This window comes from Dellaglioa sp. CoH-57-MRSF-18 (assembly GCF_056781995.1).
Window position 1 is genome coordinate 19,830 of the sequence record NZ_JBXAXX010000002.1, and the last position, 17,476, is coordinate 37,305.

Sequence of the window (17,476 nt, forward strand, 5' to 3'; positions counted from 1 at the left end):
AGTCTTAGCACAGTTGAACACTTGGGAGGAAAATAAAACTTTTACTCGGAGGCACTACATTATGGCTGTTATTAGTATGAAACAATTGCTCGAAGCCGGTGTTCATTTTGGACATCAAACACGTCGCTGGAACCCAAAGATGAAACCATACATCTTTACTGAAAGAAATGGTATTTATATCATTGATTTACAAAAAACAGTTAAATTAGTTGATGCTGCTTATGCATCAATGAAAAAAGCTGCTGAAGATGATGGTGTTGTTCTTTTTGTTGGTACAAAGAAACAAGCACAAGATGCTATTGAAGAAGAAGCAACTCGTGCTGGACAATACTTTGTTAACCATCGTTGGTTAGGTGGAACTTTAACTAACTGGAACACAATTCAAAAACGTATCAAACGTCTTAAAGAAATCAAAAAAATGTCAGAAGATGGCACATTTGATCTTCTTCCTAAAAAAGAAGTTTCTTTATTAATTAAACGTAGAGATCGTCTTGAAAAATTCTTGGGTGGTATTGAAGATATGCCTCGCATCCCTGATGTATTATTCATTGTTGATCCTCGTAAAGAACGTATCGCTGTTAAGGAAGCTCAAAAATTGAATATTCCTATCATCGCTATGGTTGATACAAATAGTGATCCAGATGAAATTGATGTAAAAATCCCTTCAAATGATGATGCAATTCGTGCTGTACGTTTGATTACTGCAAAAATGGCTGATGCTATTATTGAAACTAATCAAGGTAAAGAAGAAGTGAATGAAGCTTCTTTCAAAAAGGCTGACGAAAAAGTAGATTCAATCGAAGATATCGTTGAAGCTGTTGAAGGCGGAAATGATAAAAAAACTGCTGAATAGTAAATAAATTAGGCTGTCTCAAAATTAGGTACTGTAATGGCCCTTTCTTTTGAGGCAGTTTTTTTAGATATAAAATCAATTAAATTATTTAAACAAGGAGGCCATTCAAATGGCAAAAATTTCTGCTTCTCAAGTTAAAGAATTACGTGATACAACTGGTGTCGGTATGATGGACGCAAAAAAAGCACTCGTTGAAGTTGACGGTGATATGCAAAAAGCAATCGATTTCCTCCGCGAAAAAGGTATGGCAAAGGCTGCTAAAAAAAGTGACCGTGTTGCTGCTGAAGGTCTATCTGATGTTCAATTCTCTGGTAACTTTGCAGCTATTGTTGAAGTTAACGCAGAAACTGATTTCGTTGCTCAAAACGAACAATTCAAAACACTTGTTAAATTGATTGCTACTAAAATTGCTGAAGCACATCCTAAAGATGTTGAAGAAGCACTTACAATTAAAACAGACCGTGGCACAATTAATGATGATTTAATTGAAGCAACACAAGTAATTGGTGAAAAAATTTCATTACGTCGTTTTGAATTAGTAGAAAAAACTGATAATGAAAGTTTTGGATCATACTCACATATGGGTGGCTCAATTTCAACACTTGTTGTCGTTACAGATGCTGATGAATCAACTGCTAAAGATGTTGCTATGCATGTTGCTGCAATTAATCCTAAGTATGTATCTCGTGAACAAGTACCTGCTGATGAATTGGCACATGAAAAAGAAGTACTTTCTAAAGAAGCTGCTAATGAAGGCAAACCAGCAAATATCATTGAAAAAATGGTTGAGGGTCGTTTAAATAAATATCTAGCTGATATTAGCTTAGATGATCAAGATTTTGTTAAAGATCCTGACATGACAGTTGCTAAGTATGTTGCTTCTAAGGGTGGAAAAGTTAAATTATTTATCCGTTATGAAGTTGGAGAAGGTCTTGAAAAGAAAGAAAATAATTTTGTAGACGAAGTTATGGGCCAAATTAAATAATTTTCTACAATCCAAAAGTTTGTGCTTTAAGCACAAACTTTTTTTAATAAATTTATTTTGATATAAATTGAATTATTAATTATACCTAAAATATGGTAAAATAATTGTAAATAGATTGTAGGAGGAACATTGGATGTCAGATGTTAAGTATCGACGCGTTATGTTGAAGTTAAGCGGTGAAGCATTAGCCGGAGAACAAGGATTTGGTATTAATCCACCTGTAATTAGAAAAGTTGCTGAAGAATTAAAAGAAATTCAAGAAATGGGTGTTGAAGTCGCTATCGTTGTTGGTGGTGGTAATATGTGGCGTGGTGAAGCTGGAGCCGCAATGGGTATGGAACGTGCGCAGGCAGATTATATAGGGATGCTAGGAACAGTTATGAATGCACTAGCATTGCAAGATAATCTTGAGTCTGTAGGTGTCCCAACTCGAGTTCAAACAGCTATTGAAATGCGCCAAATTGCAGAACCCTATATTCGCCGTAAAGCTGTTCGTCATCTTGAAAAAGGTCGCGTTGTTATTTTTGCTGCGGGTACGGGTTCACCATATTTCTCAACAGATACAACTTCAGCGTTAAGAGCTGCAGAAATTAATGCTGATGTTATATTGATGGCAAAAAATGGCGTAGATGGTGTCTATTCTGCTGATCCTCAAAAGGATGACTCAGCAACAAAATATGAAGAATTAACACATTTAGATATAATTAATAAAAACTTACAAGTTATGGATACAACTGCAAGTACATTATCGATGGATAATGATATTCCGTTAGTCGTATTTAATTTGAACGAACCAGGAAATATAAAAAAAGTTGTTCTCGGTGAAACCATCGGAACAACCGTTAGGGGAAAATAAATGAAAATAACAGAACCTATATTAGTTGATGCTCAAGATAAAATGTCAAAAGCAGAGGTTTCACTTCAAAAAAATCTTGGTAATATTCGGGCTGGTCGAGCTAATGCTAGTTTATTGAATAATGTGACAGTAGATTATTATGGTGCACCAACGCCACTTAATCAAGTTGCACAAATTTCAGTACCAGAAGCTCGCGTACTTTTAATTACGCCATTTGATAAAAGTGCTTTGAAGGATATTGAACATGGTTTATTAGTTGCTGATTTAGGAATTAGCCCTTCGAATGATGGATCAGCAATTCGATTAGTTATTCCTCAATTAACAGAAGAACGTCGTAAGGAATTAGCTAAAGACGTTAAAGCTGAAGCAGAAAATGCTAAAGTTATTATTCGTAATATCAGACGTGATGCAGTTGATGCCTTGAAAAAATCAGAAAAAAATGGTGATTTAACCGAAGATGATTTACGAGATTTAGAAAAACAAGCTCAAGATGTGACGAATGCATCAATTAAAAATATTGATAATATTCAAGCAGATAAAGAAAAAGAAATTTTAGCAGTTTAAATAAATAGCTTTATTTTAAGACAGGCGTCGTTTTGTGCCTGTTTTTTTGCTACAATAGAACATGTAACTATTCTTGGAGGTACAATATGGCTTTTAATTTTAAAAAAAATAAAACAAATGAATTAATCCAATTGGATATGGAAAGAATTCCTAAACATGTTGCTGTTATAATGGATGGTAATGGACGTTGGGCAAAAAAAAGGCATTTACCTAGAATTGCGGGACATAAAACCGGTATGGATACTGTAAAAACAGTAACTATGGCTGCAAGTGATTTAGGGATTAAAGTTTTAACACTTTACGCATTTTCTACTGAAAATTGGAAACGGCCCGAAACAGAAGTTAATTACCTGATGAGTTTACCGGGTACTTTTTTTGATAAGTTTGTACCAGAATTAATTGAAAAGAATGTAAAAGTTAATGTTATGGGCTACATTGATCAGCTTCCAAATGAAACAAAATTAGCTGTTCAAAATGCAGTGGAAGATACTAAAGATAATACAGGGATGGTTCTTAATTTTGCATTAAATTATGGTGGGCGAGCAGAGATTGTGACGGCTATCAAAAATATTGCAACTGATACCTCTAATGGTAAACTAAGCGTTGAAGAGATAACAGATAAAACAATTGACCAGTATTTAATGACTAGTAATTTAGCACCTTATAATGATCCGGAATTACTAATCAGAACTAGTGGTGAAGAAAGAATATCTAATTTCTTATTATGGCAAATTGCTTATAGTGAATTAGTGTTTACTGATACATTATGGCCTGATTTTTCTGAAGATGCATTAAAAGATGCAATACTAAATTATCAAAAAAGAGACCGCCGTTTCGGTGGTATAAAAGAATAGGAGAATTTTTATGAGACAGCGCGTAATTACGGCAATTGTGGCTCTCTGTATTTTCATACCATTGGTTATTATTGGTGGACTACCATTGCAGATATTTGCTTTAATTTTAGGATGCATTGGTATTTCGGAAGTATTTGTAATGAAGAAAAAATTATTGATATCACCAGAGGCTACTTTTGGTATCTTAATGACAATAACTGTGATTGCACCAGATAAGTGGTTTAAATTTTTACCAGCTCACATTTCTTCTGTAAATGTATTTTATTTTCTTGTTGCACTTCTATTAATGTATATGGTTACTTCAAAAAATCGTTTTTCATTTGATGATGCTGGTGTTTTTGTCTTAAGTTCTTTATATGTCGGGATGGGATTTCATTATTTTATTGCGGCAAGAGGCAACGATTTTAACGGATTAATGACATTAGCATATATTTTAATTGTTATCTGGACAACAGATACAGGTGCTTACATGTTTGGACGTAAGTTTGGTAAAAATAAATTAGCACCACATATTAGTCCAAATAAAACATGGGAAGGTTCAATTGGTGGAACATTAATGGCTACACTGTTAGGAAGTATCTTTATTTACTTCTTCCCACAAAATCATTCTTTTCCTATAATGATTTTGATTACGTTAATCCTTTCGGTATTTGGACAATGCGGTGATTTAGTTGAGTCCGCGTTTAAACGTTTCTATGGTGTAAAAGATTCTGGACGTATTCTACCTGGACATGGTGGTATTTTAGATCGATTTGATAGTTTAATATTTGTATGGCCAATTATGCATTTATTTGGGTTAATGTAATAAATTAAAGGGGGAGGATTCACATGATTAAAACGATTATTACATTTATTATCGTTTTTGGAATTTTAGTTGTGATTCATGAATTTGGTCATTACTATTTTGCAAAACGTGCTGGAATTTTAGTTCGTGAATTTTCAATTGGTATGGGGCCAAAAATACTTTCATTCCATAGAGGTAGTACAACGTACACTTTAAGAATATTACCTCTTGGTGGATATGTTAGAATGGCGGGAATCGCTGATGATGAAGATGAAGATTTAAAACCTGGTATGCCTATGAGTTTAATACTGGATAGTAATAATAAGGTTACAAAGATTAATACGAGTAAAAAAACAACGCTGTATAATGGTATCCCAATCGAATACCTAGATAGTGATTTGCAAAAAGAACTCTGGATTACAGGATATGAAAATGGTAATGAAGAGATAGTAAAAAAATATAATGTTGATCATGATGCGTTAATAATTGAAAAAGATGGCACAGAAATTCAAATCGCTCCTGAAGATGTTCAATTTCAATCAGCTACGCTTTGGAATCGAATTTTAACGAATTTTGCTGGACCGATGAATAACTTTTTATTAGCTATTGTTGCATTTATACTACTTGCTTTTATGCAAGGTGGCGTTGCAACCAATTTGAATCAAATTGGTACAATTCAAGAGAATTCTGCGGCTCAAAGGGCGGGGTTAAAAGCAAATGATAAAATTGTAGCTGTATCTGATAAAAAGACAACAAACTGGACTGAATTAACGACAGCGATTAGCAGTCGTCCTGATAAAAAAACTGACTTAAAAGTAATAAGGAACGGTAAAACAGAATCAATCGTTATTACACCTGAATCAAGTAAAACAGACTCAACAAAGATCGGTAAAATTGGTATTACAGTTAAAATGGATCACTCATTTATCAATAAAATTACTTATGGGTTTACGCAATCATGGAGTGTCGTGGCTAGTATTGTGGCTGTATTAGTAGGGATGTTTACTAAAGGTGTCAGCTTAAATGATTTTGGTGGTCCGGTTGCAATTTATGCAGTGACTTCAAATGCAGCAAGTTATGGGTTGGCGAGTGTTGTGTCATTGCTTGCATTCTTATCAATTAACTTAGGAATTGTGAATTTATTACCAATTCCAGCTTTAGATGGTGGAAAATTAGTACTAAATATTATCGAAGGAATTCGTGGCAAACCAATTTCACCTGAAAAAGAAGGTGTTATTACATTAGTTGGATTTGCATTTTTAATGATATTGATGATATTAGTCACATGGAATGATATTCAGCGTTATTTCTTTTAAATGAAAAAGGAGAATAAAATAGTATGAAACAATCACAATTATTAATACCAACAATGAAGGAAGTTCCAAGCGATGCTGAGGTTATCAGTCATCAAATGATGTTACGAGCTGGATATATTCGACAAGTTTCAGCCGGAATGTACAGTTATTTACCATTAGCTTTCTCCGTTATTAGAAAAATTGAAACAATTATTCGCGAAGAAATGGAAGCAATTGGAGCGGTTGAAATGCTTGTACCTGCCGTTATTCCTGCTGAATTATGGGAAGAAACAGGTCGTTATGAAACCTATGGTGATACACTTTTTAAATTAAAAGATCGACATGATAGAAAATTTATTTTAGGACCAACTCATGAAGAAACATTTACTTCTTTAATTCGTGATGAAATCAAATCATATAAAAAATTACCACTGACAATGTTCCAAATACAACAAAAATATCGTGATGAAAATAGACCTCGTTTTGGTATATTAAGAGGCCGTGAATTTTTAATGAAAGATGCTTATTCATTCCATGCGGATGAAGAAAGTTTAAATGATACTTATCAAAAAATGAATCGTGCATATCAAAATATTTTTGAACGCTGTGGTCTTAATTTTAGAAGTATTATTGGTGATGCAGGTGCAATGGGCGGTAATGATTCAAAAGAATTTATGGCAATTTCTGATATTGGTGAAGATACAATCGTTTATTCTGATAAGAGCGATTATGCAGCTAATTTAGAAATGGCAAAAAGTTTGAAAACATATAAGAATTCACATGAAGCGATTAAAGATATTGAAAAAATTGAAACACCAAATATTAAAACAATTGATGAGTTGGCTAAATTTATTGATACAGCAAGTGAAAATTTAATAAAATCATTATTATTTATGGCTGATGAAAAACCAGTGATGGTTTTAATGCGCGGAAATGATATTTTGAATGAAATTAAATTAAAAAACACATTAGGCGCTGATTTTTTACGTATGGCAACTGATTCAGATGTTACTGAAGTGTTGGGTGCAGAGTTTGGTTCACTTGGACCTGTTGGTGTTACAGAAGACGTAACAATTGTTGCCGACGAAGGAATTAAGGGAATGATAAATGCGGTCGTTGGTGCAAATACGACTGGTTCTCATTTATTTAACGCAAATATTGATCGTGATTACCGAGTAGATAAATTTGTAGATTTACGTTTGGCTCAAGAAGGTGAAACTTCACCTGAAGGGGAAGGCGAATTGAAATTTACTAAGGGGATTGAAATTGGTCATATCTTCAAAATTGGAACACGATATTCTGAGGCATTGGGCGCTAATATCTTAGATGATAATGGCCGCGAAAAACCTGTGATATTAGGTTGTTATGGAATCGGCGTTAGTCGTTTACTTGCAGCCATTGCAGAGCAACAAGCTGATGAAAATGGTTTAGTATGGCCTAGAAGTATTGCACCATACGATGTTCATGTAATTCCAATTAATGCTAAAAATGATGAACAAATGGCTCTAGCTAATGAAATTGACAAAAAAATGACTGAAAATGGTTACAAAGTATTGCTTGATGATCGTAAAGAACGTGCAGGTGTTAAATTTGCTGATTCAGATTTAATTGGATTACCTGTTCGAATTACAGTTGGTAAGAAAGCTGCTGATGGTATCGTTGAAGTGAAGTTACGTAGAAATGGTGAAACGATTGAAGTAACGAAAGACGAATTAGAGAGCTCTATCTCAATTTTATTAAAAGAAGAAAATCAAAACTAGTTAAAGAAGATTGAGTTCAAAAGAAAATTTTGACTCAGTCTCTTTTTCATTTTTAGAAAAGGAGTCAATCATTTGTCGCTTAATAATAAAGAATTATTCAATAAACTATTAGAACAAATTAATTTTCAATCAAGTGACCAACAAGATAGTGAAATATTGGATTTAATTGAAATTTCAACCGTAACTGTTCATGAAAAGTCAAAACTATGGGAATTCAAGCTAGTTGCCCCTAAAATTTTGCCATTTTCATTATTTAGTGACTTAGAAAATAAAATTGCAATTACATTTAAAGATATTGCAAAAACAAAAATAACTGTTCAAGTTGAGCAACCAGAATTAACAAACCAACTTTTAGGCGATTATTGGACATGGGCAGTTAAAAATAGTGAAGCTAATTCTTCGCTAGTACAAGAACTTTTTCATGGGAACGTCCCTTATCTTGATGATAGACGAGTGATGTTAATGGCTGAAAATGAAATTGTAAAAACGTTCTTAACAGGTCAAGCATTAGGACCAATTGAAACTGCGTATCAAATGGTCGGATTTCCACAGATAAATATTAATACATTATTAGATGAATCAAAATCACAAGAAAAAATAGAAGAAATTAGACAGCGAAAAGAATCTCAAGATGCCATAATGATGCAGAAGGCAACAGAAACTATTCAGAAACAAAATGAAAAGAAAAAGACTGATTCTCAAACTGTAATTAATGGACCTGTTCAAATGGGTAAAAAGATTAGTACAAAAGAGCCTGCAAAACGGATGGTTGAAATCATTGAAGAGGAACGCTCGGTTATTATTGAGGGATATATTTTCTCTAAGGAAATCCGGACGCTTAAGTCTGAAAGACAATTAATGATCATTAAAATGACGGATTATAGTTCATCCATGACCGTAAAAAAATTCTCTCGTAATGAAGAAGACGAAGCGATGTTTGCTGCTATTCAAGAAAAAGAATGGGTCAGAGTTCGTGGTGCAGTACAAGAAGATAATTTTATGCGAGATCTAGTGGTGAATGCTTACGATATTAATCAAGTCGACCACCCAAGCCGTCAAGAAACAGCTCCAGATGATGAACGACGTGTTGAATTACATTTACACTCAAATATGAGTCAAATGGATGCCACAAATTCAATTACGGATTATGTACAGCAAGCCAGTAAATGGGGACAAAAAGCAATTGCGATTACGGATCATTCTACCTTACAAAGTTTTCCTGAGGCTCATTCTGCTGGAAAGAAAAATAATATTAAAATTTTGTACGGTGTTGAGGCTAACGTTGTTGATGATGGTATTCCAATTGCTTTTAATGATAAGGATGTAAATCTAGAAGAAGCCACTTATGTTACTTTTGATACGGAAACAACGGGTTTATCTGCTCGATTTGATAAAGTTATTGAATTAGCTGCTGTTAAAATGACAAAGGGAAATGTCATTGAAGAATTTGATGAATTTATTGATCCAGGACATCATTTATCTGAAACAACAACTAATTTAACCTCAATTACGGATGAAATGGTTCATGGATCAAAATCTGAAGAAGAAGTTTTTAAATTATTTAGAGAATTTTCAGAAGGTAGTATTCTAGTTGCCCATAATGCTAGTTTTGATATTGGCTTTATGAATACTGGATATGAACGTCATGGCATGGAACCTATGCAAAATCCAATCATTGATACGTTAACGTTAGCAAGATTTTTACATCCCGAATTAAAAGGGTTTAGATTAAATACACTTTCCAAAAAATTCAATGTTAACTTGGAACATCATCATCGCGCTATTTATGATGCTGAGACAACTGGTCTTTTGTGTAATATCTTTATTAAAGATGCTAAGGAACGATTTGAAATAACGTCACATGTTCAATTGAATGATCATATGGGTGAGCATGATGCTTACAAACAAGCACGTCCATTCCATGTTACGTTACTTGCGACAACTCAAGCCGGACTTAAAAATATGTTTAAATTAGTTTCAACTTCGATGATAGATTATTTTTATCGGATGCCCCGCATCCCTCGAAGTGAGTTAAATAAATATCGTGAAGGTATTATCGTTGGTTCAGCGTGTGACTCAGGTGAAGTATTTACAGCAATGATGCAAAAAGGGATGGAAGAGGCTAAAGAAAAGGCTAAGTTTTATGATTACTTAGAAATTCAGCCTAAAGCATTATATGAACCTCTAATCCATCAAGAATTAATTAAGGATAATCAAAATTTAGAGGAAATTTTACAAAATATGGTTGATTTAGGACACGAAATGGATAAGCCGGTTGTTGCGACTGGAGATGTTCATTATATGAACCCTGAAGATAGTATTTATCGTAAAATTCTTGTTAATTCAATGGGTGGTGCTAATCCGTTAAATCGTTCTATTTTACCTGATGCACATTTTAGAACAACGAATGAAATGTTGGAAGGATTCCAATTTTTAGGTGCGGATGTTGCTAAAGAAATCGTTGTTACAAATACGAATTTAATCGCTAATATGATTGATGATGACATTTCTCCAGTTAAAGATCGATTATATGCACCGAAAATTGATGGCTCTGAAGAAGAAATTAAACAATTAACCTATAATCGCGCTCATGAACTTTATGGAGAAGAGTTACCTGAAACTGTGGTTAAACGTCTTGATAAAGAATTGACAAGTATCATTGATAATGAATTTTCAGTTATTTATTTAATTTCACAAAAATTAGTTCATAAATCTAACAAAGATGGTTATTTAGTAGGGTCCCGTGGATCTGTTGGGTCAAGTCTTGTTGCAACAATGACTGGAATAACAGAAATTAATCCATTACCACCTCATTATCGATGCCCTAAATGTAAATATACACATTTTTATGAAAAAGGTGAATATGGGTCTGGATTTGATTTACCAGACCAAGACTGTCCCAAATGTGGTACACCATTAGATAAAGATGGACATGATATTCCATTTGAAACTTTTCTTGGATTTTATGGTGATAAAGTTCCTGATATTGATTTGAATTTTTCGGGTGATTATCAAGCAATTGCGCATAATTATACGAAAGTTTTATTTGGGGAAGATTATGTTTTCCGTGCAGGAACAATTGGTACTGTTGCAGATAAAACGGCTTATGGTTATGTTAAGGGTTATGAACGTGATACTGGAGCAACGTTTAGAAATGCGGAGATAGATCGACTTGCTAAGGGGTCAACTGGCGTTAAACGGACGACCGGTCAACATCCTGGTGGTATCTTAGTTGTCCCTAACTATATGGATGTTTATGATTTTTCACCTATCCAGTATCCAGCAGATGACTCAACTTCCGAATGGAAAACAACCCATTTTGATTTCCATTCTATCCACGATAATATCTTGAAATTAGATATTTTGGGTCATGATGATCCAACCATGATTAGAATGTTACAAGATTTATCAGGAGTTGACCCAAAAACAATCCCTACGGATGATAAGGGCGTTATGCAAATATTCCAAGGGCCTGAAGTACTTGGTGTTACTAGCGACGAAATTTTCTCAAAAACAGGTACATTAGGTATTCCGGAATTCGGAACGAGATTTGTTCGAGGGATGCTAGAAGAAACAAAACCTAAAACATTTGCTGAACTATTAAAAATTTCTGGTCTATCACATGGTACAGATGTGTGGTTGGGAAACGCTGAAGAACTTATTTCTAATGGAACAATCACGATGCCGGAAGTTATTGGCTGTCGTGATGATATCATGATGGGGCTTATTCATATGGGTATGGAAGCTGGTAGCGCTTTTAATATTATGGAAGGTGTTCGAAAAGGAAAAGGTATCTCAGATGATTATCAAACTGAGATGAAAGCAGCAAAAATTCCAGATTGGTATATCGGAGCATGTTTAAAAATCAAGTATATGTTCCCTAAGGCACATGCTGCTGCGTATATTTTGATGGCCTTACGAATTGCATACTATAAAGTTTATTTTCCAATGTTATATTACTGTGCTTATTTCAGTGTTAGAGCAGATGATTTTGATTTAGTCGCAATGTCGCATGGTAAAGAAGCAGTGAAAAAAGCAATGAAAGATATTAATGATAAAGGGATGGATGCATCAACAAAAGAGAAAAATTTGTTGACGGTCCTTGAATTAAGCAATGAAATGCTTGAACGTGGCTTCCAATTTGGGATGATTGATTTGGATAAATCAGATGATTCAAATTGGATAATTGATGGTGATAAGTTAATTGCACCATTTAGAGCTGTACCAGGTCTTGGTAATAACGTTGCTAAGCAAATTATTGCTGCTCGTGAGGAACGCCCATTTTTATCTAAAGAAGATTTAGCTAAACGTGGTAAAGTTTCTAAGTCATTAATTGAGTATATGACTGAAAATAATGTTTTAAAAGCATTACCAGATGAAAATCAACTATCTATTTTTGATGATGTCTTTTTCTAAAAAGTGAGAACATAGCAGTTTGTTGATGTTTTCAGAAAATTATGCTATATTAAAGAAAGTATTTTGATATCTTGTTTGAGTGAGCAGCGATGCTCACTCTTTTTATTGGGAAAATGTAAGGAGGGTAACGTGTGAGTACTGTTATAGAGACTGTCACAGAGCTAGTTCAACCAATTGTTGATGAACAGAATATTGAATTGGTGGACATTGAATTTGTTAAAGAAGGCCCAAGTTGGTTTTTAAGAGTTTACATTGATAAACCTGAAGGCATTAAAATTGAAGAGTGTGTTGCTGTTAGTGATATTTTAAGTGAAAAATTAGATGAGATTAATCCTGATCCAATTCCACAAGCTTATTTTTTAGAGGTTTCATCACCTGGTGCTGAAAGACCTTTGAAAAAGGAAAAAGATTATGAAAGAGCTTTGAATGAATACGTTAATATTTCACTATATGAACCTATTAATAACGCTAAAATTTTTCAAGGTACCTTAACGGAATTAACAGCTGATGAATTAACAGTTGTTTATATGGACAAAACGCGTAAGAGAACGATCGTTATTCCTCGTCAAAAAATAGCTAAGGCGCGCTTAGCTATCAAATTTTAAGTAGCTTTTTATAAAGGAGTAAATTAAAGATGAGTAAAGAACTATTAAGTGCACTTACAGTGTTAGAAGAAGAAAAAGGTATTAAAAAAGAAGTTATTATTGATGCCATTGAAGCAGCATTAGTTTCTGCATACAAGCGTCATTACAATCAAGCACAAAATGTTGAAGTAGAGTTTGATTCAAAAAAAGGTAATATTACAGTTTATGCGGTTAAAGAAGTAGTCGAAGAAGTCTTTGATTCACGTCTTGAAGTTAGTTTGCAAGATGCTTTAGAGATTAATAAAGCATATGAAGTTGGCGATTCAATTCGATTTGAAGTTACACCTAAGGATTTTGGACGAATTGCTGCACAAACTGCTAAACAAGTTATCATGCAACGTGTTCGTGAAGCTGAACGTAGTATTGTTTATGATCAATATATTCAATATGAAAATGAAATCGTTAGCGGTGAAGTAGAACGTCATGATAATCGTTATATTTATGTTAATTTAGGTAAAGTGGAAGCTGTTTTAGCTAAGATTGATCAAATTCCTGGTGAAAGTTTTAATCCACATGATCGAATTAAAGTTTATATCACAAAAGTTGAGAATGCTGCTAAAGGCCCTCAAGTTTTTGTTAGTCGTTCACATCCTGACTTGCTAAAACGATTATTTGAACAAGAAGTTCCTGAAATATATGACGGAACAGTTGAAATTGTATCAATTGCTCGTGAAGCAGGTGACCGTGCTAAGGTAGCTGTTCGTTCGAATAATCCAGATATCGATGCTGTTGGTACTTGTGTTGGTCCTAAAGGACAACGTGTACAAACTATTGTTAATGAATTAAAAGGCGAAAATATGGATATTGTTGAATGGAATGAAGATCCTGCAAAATACATTGCTAATGCTTTGAATCCTGCAGAAGTTGTCAATGTTGTCTTTAATCCAGAAAATGATCATGCTTGTACTGTAGTTGTGCCAGATCACCAATTGTCATTAGCAATTGGTAAAAAAGGTCAAAATGCACGATTAGCTGCAAAATTAACAACGTTTAAAATTGATATTAAATCTGAATCTGATATGGTTAACAGTAGTGAAGAAAAAGAAGTTTCTGAAACAAACAAATAAGCCGATTAAAACTGATCGGTAATTGATTTGGAGGCAAATTAAAGTGATTAATCGTAAAATTCCAATGCGTAAAGATATCGTTACGGGTGAAATGAAACCTAAAAAAGAACTTGTTCGTGTTGTTAAGAATAAAGAAAATGAAGTATCTTTAGATCCAACAGGTAAGAAACCAGGGCGTGGCGCATATATTTTTCTTGATGTAGATGTGGCGAAGCAGGCTCAAAAAGAAAGAACATTCAATAAAGCATTCGGTATTAAGATTGACGAATCATTTTATGAAGAACTTGTCGAATATGTTGACCATCAGGTAGCTAGACGAGAATTATTTAAAGATGAAAAATAGTCAAAAATTCTTACAAATGCTAGGCTTGACCAGACGCGCAGGTATGTTGGTGACTGGTGAAGGACTAGTATTGAATGCTGTCAGGAAGAATAAAGCTAAATTGGTTATTCTTTCTGAAGATTGTGGACAAGCGACTTTAAAAAAAGTAACAGATAAGTGCAACAGCTATAATGTTAAATTATATGTTGGATTTTCAAAAGCCAGTTTAAGTGAGGCCGTTGGACAACAGCGCACAGTGTATGCTATTACCGATAAAGGTTTTAGCAGAAGGATGTGTGACTTAATGGATATATAGAAGGAGCATGCAAATATGGGAAAAAAAAGAATTTATGAATTAGCTAAAGAGCTAGAATTAAATACTAAAGATATTATTGATTTTGCAACGACAAAAGGTTTTGATGTTAAAAATCATATGTCAACTATTGGTGATAATGAAGAACGTCAGATTCGCGATAAATTTAAAAAGGGCGCTGCTAAAGTAGTTGCTGCAAAGAAAATGGTTGAAAAAACTGTATCTAATGCAACACCGAAAAAACCAGTAGCAAAACCTGTTGCAAAGAAACCAGCACAACCTGCTAAAACAACGAATAGTAAACCTGTTGCTCAAAAATCATCGCAGGTAGCTTCAAAACCAGTAGCAAGAACAACTAACGCTGCACCAAAGACAACAAATGAAAAGCCAGCAAATCGTCCTCAAAATAGTACACAATCAAGTGCTAGAACTGCTAATAATGGTAATGCTAATCAGCAAGGACGTTCGAGATTTAATAATAATAACCGTTATGGGAATAATCCTTATAACAAACGTAACAGAAATAAGAAAAACCGTCGTTCAACGACACCAAAACCACCTGTATCACCCAGAAAAGATAAACCATTACCAGAAATCTTATATTACAATGCTGCAACTAATGTTGCTGAAATTGCTAAAAAGATTCATCGTGAACCAGCAGAAATTATTAAAAAATTATTTATGTTAGGCGTAATGGTTAACCAAAATCAAACACTCGATACAGATACAATTGAAATTTTAGCAGCAGAATATGGTATTAAATCAGAAGCTAAAATCGATGTAGATGTTGCTGATATTGATAAAATGTTTGATGCAGAAATTAAAAATGAAGATAATCTTGTTTCAAGACCACCAGTTGTTACAATCATGGGACATGTTGATCATGGTAAGACAACCTTACTTGATAAATTACGTCATACACATGTTACTGATGGTGAAGCTGGTGGTATTACACAACATATTGGTGCTTACCAAGTAAAACATGATAATAAAACAATTACATTCTTAGATACACCTGGACATGCTGCATTTACAAATATGCGTGCTCGTGGTGCCGATATTACTGATATCACTGTTTTAGTTGTTGCTGCTGATGATGGGGTTATGCCTCAAACAATTGAAGCAATTAATCATTCTAAAGCAGCCAATGTACCTATTATTGTTGCTGTTAATAAAATGGATAAGCCCGGTGCTAATCCTGCTCATGTTACAGAACAATTGGCTGAATATGAATTAATTCCTGAAAGTTGGGGTGGTGATACTATTTTCGTTGAAATTTCAGCGAAAACAGGCACAAACCTTGATGAATTATTAGAAATGATTTTACTTGAAGCCGAAGTTCTTGAATTACAAGCAAATCCAAAACAAAAGGGTATTGGATCTGTTATTGAAGCTCGTCTTGATAAAGGCCGTGGAACAGTTGCTTCATTACTTGTTCAACAAGGTACGTTAAAAGTTGGTGATCCAATTGTTGTTGGTAATAGTTTCGGACGTGTCCGTACTATGACAAATGATAAAGGCCGTCAAGTTAATAAAGCTAAACCTGCTACACCAGTAGAAATTACTGGTTTGAATGATGTTCCAGGTGCTGGCGATCGTTTCGTTGTCTTTGATGATGAAAAAACTGCTCGTGCAGCTGGTGAAGAACGTGCTAAACGTGCTTTAACAAAAGAACGTGGAAATGTTACGCATGTAACACTTGATAACTTGTTTGATTCACTTAAAGAAGGCGAATTAAAAGAAGTTGCTGTTATTATTAAAGCAGATGTTCAAGGTTCAGTTGAAGCTCTTGCAGGAAGTTTGAAGAAGATTGATGTTGAAGGTGTTCGAGTTAATATCATTCATCAAGCAGCTGGTGCAATTACTGAAAGTGATGTTACTTTGGCAGAAGCAAGTAATGCTATCATTATAGGATTTAATGTTCGTCCAACACCTCAAGCTAAACTTCAAGCACAATCTGACGAAGTTGATATTCGCTTACATCGTGTTATTTATAACGCAATTGAAGAAATTGAAACGGCTATGAAGGGAATGCTTGAACCAGTCTTTGAAGAAAAAATAACTGGACAAGTTGAAATTCGTGAAACATATAAAGTTACAAAAGTTGGAACAATTGGTGGTGCTTACGTCACTGAAGGTTACATCGAAAGAGATAGCGGCGTTCGTTTAATTCGTGATGGTATTGTTATTTATGAAGGTAAATTAGCAAGCTTGAAACGCTTTAAAGATGACGCTAAAATTGTTAAACAAGGTTTCGAATGTGGTGTCATGATTGAAAAATACAATGACATTAGAGAAGGCGACCAAATTGAAGCCTACGTTATGGAAGAAGTTCCAGTTAAATAATTCATAACAACTATAGGAGGATATAAAATGACACAACATTACCGTGTAGGTCGTTTATCACAAGAAATTCAAAAAGAAGTTAATGATATTCTTTTAAAACGAGTGAGAGATCCTCGAGTTGAAGGTGTCACAATTACGGGAGTTAATGTAACTGGTGATTTACAACAGGCGACAATTTACTATAGTATATTGTCAAATATGGCATCAGATGCACAAAAAACACAACGTGGTTTGGAAAAAGCTTCTGGATTAATTCGTGGTGAACTTGGATCAAGATTATCAATTTATAAAACACCAGAATTGGTTTTTGTAAGAGATGAGTCAGTTCAATATGGTGATAAAATTGATCAATTACTTAAAAAGATAGATTCTGAATATTAAAATAAAAATCCTGATACCGTTTGTTGCTCTATTTAA

15 protein-coding genes are annotated in these 17,476 nt (G+C 34.0%); all 15 read left to right on the forward strand.

The window, feature by feature from the left end:
• The first annotated feature begins 61 nt into the window (after positions 1–61).
• Complete coding sequence (gene rpsB, locus AC1RPG_RS01930) at positions 62–853, forward strand: 30S ribosomal protein S2 (RefSeq protein ID WP_409022443.1); 792 nt, start codon at positions 62–64, stop codon at positions 851–853.
• A 109-nt stretch (positions 854–962) separates the two neighbouring features.
• Positions 963–1,838, forward strand: a complete 876-nt coding sequence (tsf, locus tag AC1RPG_RS01935; RefSeq protein WP_481761387.1) for a translation elongation factor Ts — start codon at positions 963–965, stop codon at positions 1,836–1,838.
• Positions 1,839–1,971: 133 nt separating this feature from the next.
• The gene (pyrH, locus tag AC1RPG_RS01940) at positions 1,972–2,694 is read left to right on the forward strand and encodes a UMP kinase (protein ID WP_481761386.1); all 723 of its coding nucleotides are present in this window, start codon (positions 1,972–1,974) and stop codon (positions 2,692–2,694) included.
• Positions 2,695–3,258 (forward strand): ribosome recycling factor, encoded by a 564-nt coding sequence (gene frr / locus AC1RPG_RS01945; protein WP_409022446.1) that lies wholly within the window; start codon positions 2,695–2,697, stop codon positions 3,256–3,258. It begins immediately after the preceding gene.
• A gap of 86 nt (positions 3,259–3,344) precedes the next feature.
• On the forward strand, positions 3,345–4,112 hold the full coding sequence (locus AC1RPG_RS01950; protein WP_481761385.1) for an isoprenyl transferase: 768 nt from the start codon (positions 3,345–3,347) through the stop codon (positions 4,110–4,112).
• A gap of 10 nt (positions 4,113–4,122) precedes the next feature.
• On the forward strand, positions 4,123–4,917 hold the full coding sequence (locus AC1RPG_RS01955; RefSeq protein ID WP_409022448.1) for a phosphatidate cytidylyltransferase: 795 nt from the start codon (positions 4,123–4,125) through the stop codon (positions 4,915–4,917).
• Between the two features lie 23 nt (positions 4,918–4,940).
• Positions 4,941–6,212 (forward strand): RIP metalloprotease RseP, encoded by a 1,272-nt coding sequence (gene rseP / locus AC1RPG_RS01960; RefSeq protein WP_481761384.1) that lies wholly within the window; start codon positions 4,941–4,943, stop codon positions 6,210–6,212.
• A gap of 23 nt (positions 6,213–6,235) precedes the next feature.
• Positions 6,236–7,951: a proline--tRNA ligase gene (locus AC1RPG_RS01965; RefSeq protein WP_481761383.1), complete on the forward strand. Its 1,716-nt coding sequence runs from the start codon at positions 6,236–6,238 to the stop codon at positions 7,949–7,951.
• Between the two features lie 72 nt (positions 7,952–8,023).
• Positions 8,024–12,367 carry a PolC-type DNA polymerase III gene (locus AC1RPG_RS01970; protein WP_481761382.1) on the forward strand — a complete coding sequence of 1,448 codons (4,344 nt, stop codon included), beginning with the start codon at positions 8,024–8,026 and terminating at the stop codon, positions 12,365–12,367.
• 131 nt (positions 12,368–12,498) lie between these two features.
• Positions 12,499–12,972, forward strand: a complete 474-nt coding sequence (rimP, locus tag AC1RPG_RS01975; protein ID WP_409022452.1) for a ribosome maturation factor RimP — start codon at positions 12,499–12,501, stop codon at positions 12,970–12,972.
• A 29-nt stretch (positions 12,973–13,001) separates the two neighbouring features.
• Positions 13,002–14,078 (forward strand): transcription termination factor NusA, encoded by a 1,077-nt coding sequence (nusA, locus tag AC1RPG_RS01980; protein ID WP_409022453.1) that lies wholly within the window; start codon positions 13,002–13,004, stop codon positions 14,076–14,078.
• A gap of 43 nt (positions 14,079–14,121) precedes the next feature.
• On the forward strand, positions 14,122–14,421 hold the full coding sequence (rnpM, locus tag AC1RPG_RS01985) for an RNase P modulator RnpM (RefSeq protein ID WP_409022454.1): 300 nt from the start codon (positions 14,122–14,124) through the stop codon (positions 14,419–14,421).
• A complete protein-coding gene (locus AC1RPG_RS01990; protein ID WP_409022455.1) occupies positions 14,411–14,716 on the forward strand; it encodes a L7Ae/L30e/S12e/Gadd45 family ribosomal protein in 306 nt (101 codons plus the stop codon). The genes rnpM and AC1RPG_RS01990 overlap by 11 nt, the downstream gene beginning before the upstream one ends.
• Before the next feature lie 15 nt (positions 14,717–14,731).
• The gene (infB, locus tag AC1RPG_RS01995) at positions 14,732–17,059 is read left to right on the forward strand and encodes a translation initiation factor IF-2 (RefSeq protein WP_481761381.1); all 2,328 of its coding nucleotides are present in this window, start codon (positions 14,732–14,734) and stop codon (positions 17,057–17,059) included.
• A 27-nt stretch (positions 17,060–17,086) separates the two neighbouring features.
• Positions 17,087–17,440 carry a 30S ribosome-binding factor RbfA gene (gene rbfA / locus AC1RPG_RS02000; RefSeq protein WP_409022457.1) on the forward strand — a complete coding sequence of 118 codons (354 nt, stop codon included), beginning with the start codon at positions 17,087–17,089 and terminating at the stop codon, positions 17,438–17,440.
• Positions 17,441–17,476 lie beyond the last annotated feature (36 nt).

What these genes read in the sequence shown, in the direction of transcription:
- rpsB (WP_409022443.1), top strand. Translation starts at nt 62, where the DNA reads ATGGCTGTTATTAGTATGAAACAATTGCTCGAAGCCGGTGTTCATTTT.
- tsf (WP_481761387.1), top strand. Translation starts at nt 963, where the DNA reads ATGGCAAAAATTTCTGCTTCTCAAGTTAAAGAATTACGTGATACAACT.
- pyrH (WP_481761386.1), top strand. Translation starts at nt 1,972, where the DNA reads ATGTCAGATGTTAAGTATCGACGCGTTATGTTGAAGTTAAGCGGTGAA.
- frr (WP_409022446.1), top strand. Translation starts at nt 2,695, where the DNA reads ATGAAAATAACAGAACCTATATTAGTTGATGCTCAAGATAAAATGTCA.
- AC1RPG_RS01950 (WP_481761385.1), top strand. Translation starts at nt 3,345, where the DNA reads ATGGCTTTTAATTTTAAAAAAAATAAAACAAATGAATTAATCCAATTG.
- AC1RPG_RS01955 (WP_409022448.1), top strand. Translation starts at nt 4,123, where the DNA reads ATGAGACAGCGCGTAATTACGGCAATTGTGGCTCTCTGTATTTTCATA.
- rseP (WP_481761384.1), top strand. Translation starts at nt 4,941, where the DNA reads ATGATTAAAACGATTATTACATTTATTATCGTTTTTGGAATTTTAGTT.
- AC1RPG_RS01965 (WP_481761383.1), top strand. Translation starts at nt 6,236, where the DNA reads ATGAAACAATCACAATTATTAATACCAACAATGAAGGAAGTTCCAAGC.
- nusA (WP_409022453.1), top strand. Translation starts at nt 13,002, where the DNA reads ATGAGTAAAGAACTATTAAGTGCACTTACAGTGTTAGAAGAAGAAAAA.
- AC1RPG_RS01990 (WP_409022455.1), top strand. Translation starts at nt 14,411, where the DNA reads ATGAAAAATAGTCAAAAATTCTTACAAATGCTAGGCTTGACCAGACGC.
- infB (WP_481761381.1), top strand. Translation starts at nt 14,732, where the DNA reads ATGGGAAAAAAAAGAATTTATGAATTAGCTAAAGAGCTAGAATTAAAT.
- rbfA (WP_409022457.1), top strand. Translation starts at nt 17,087, where the DNA reads ATGACACAACATTACCGTGTAGGTCGTTTATCACAAGAAATTCAAAAA.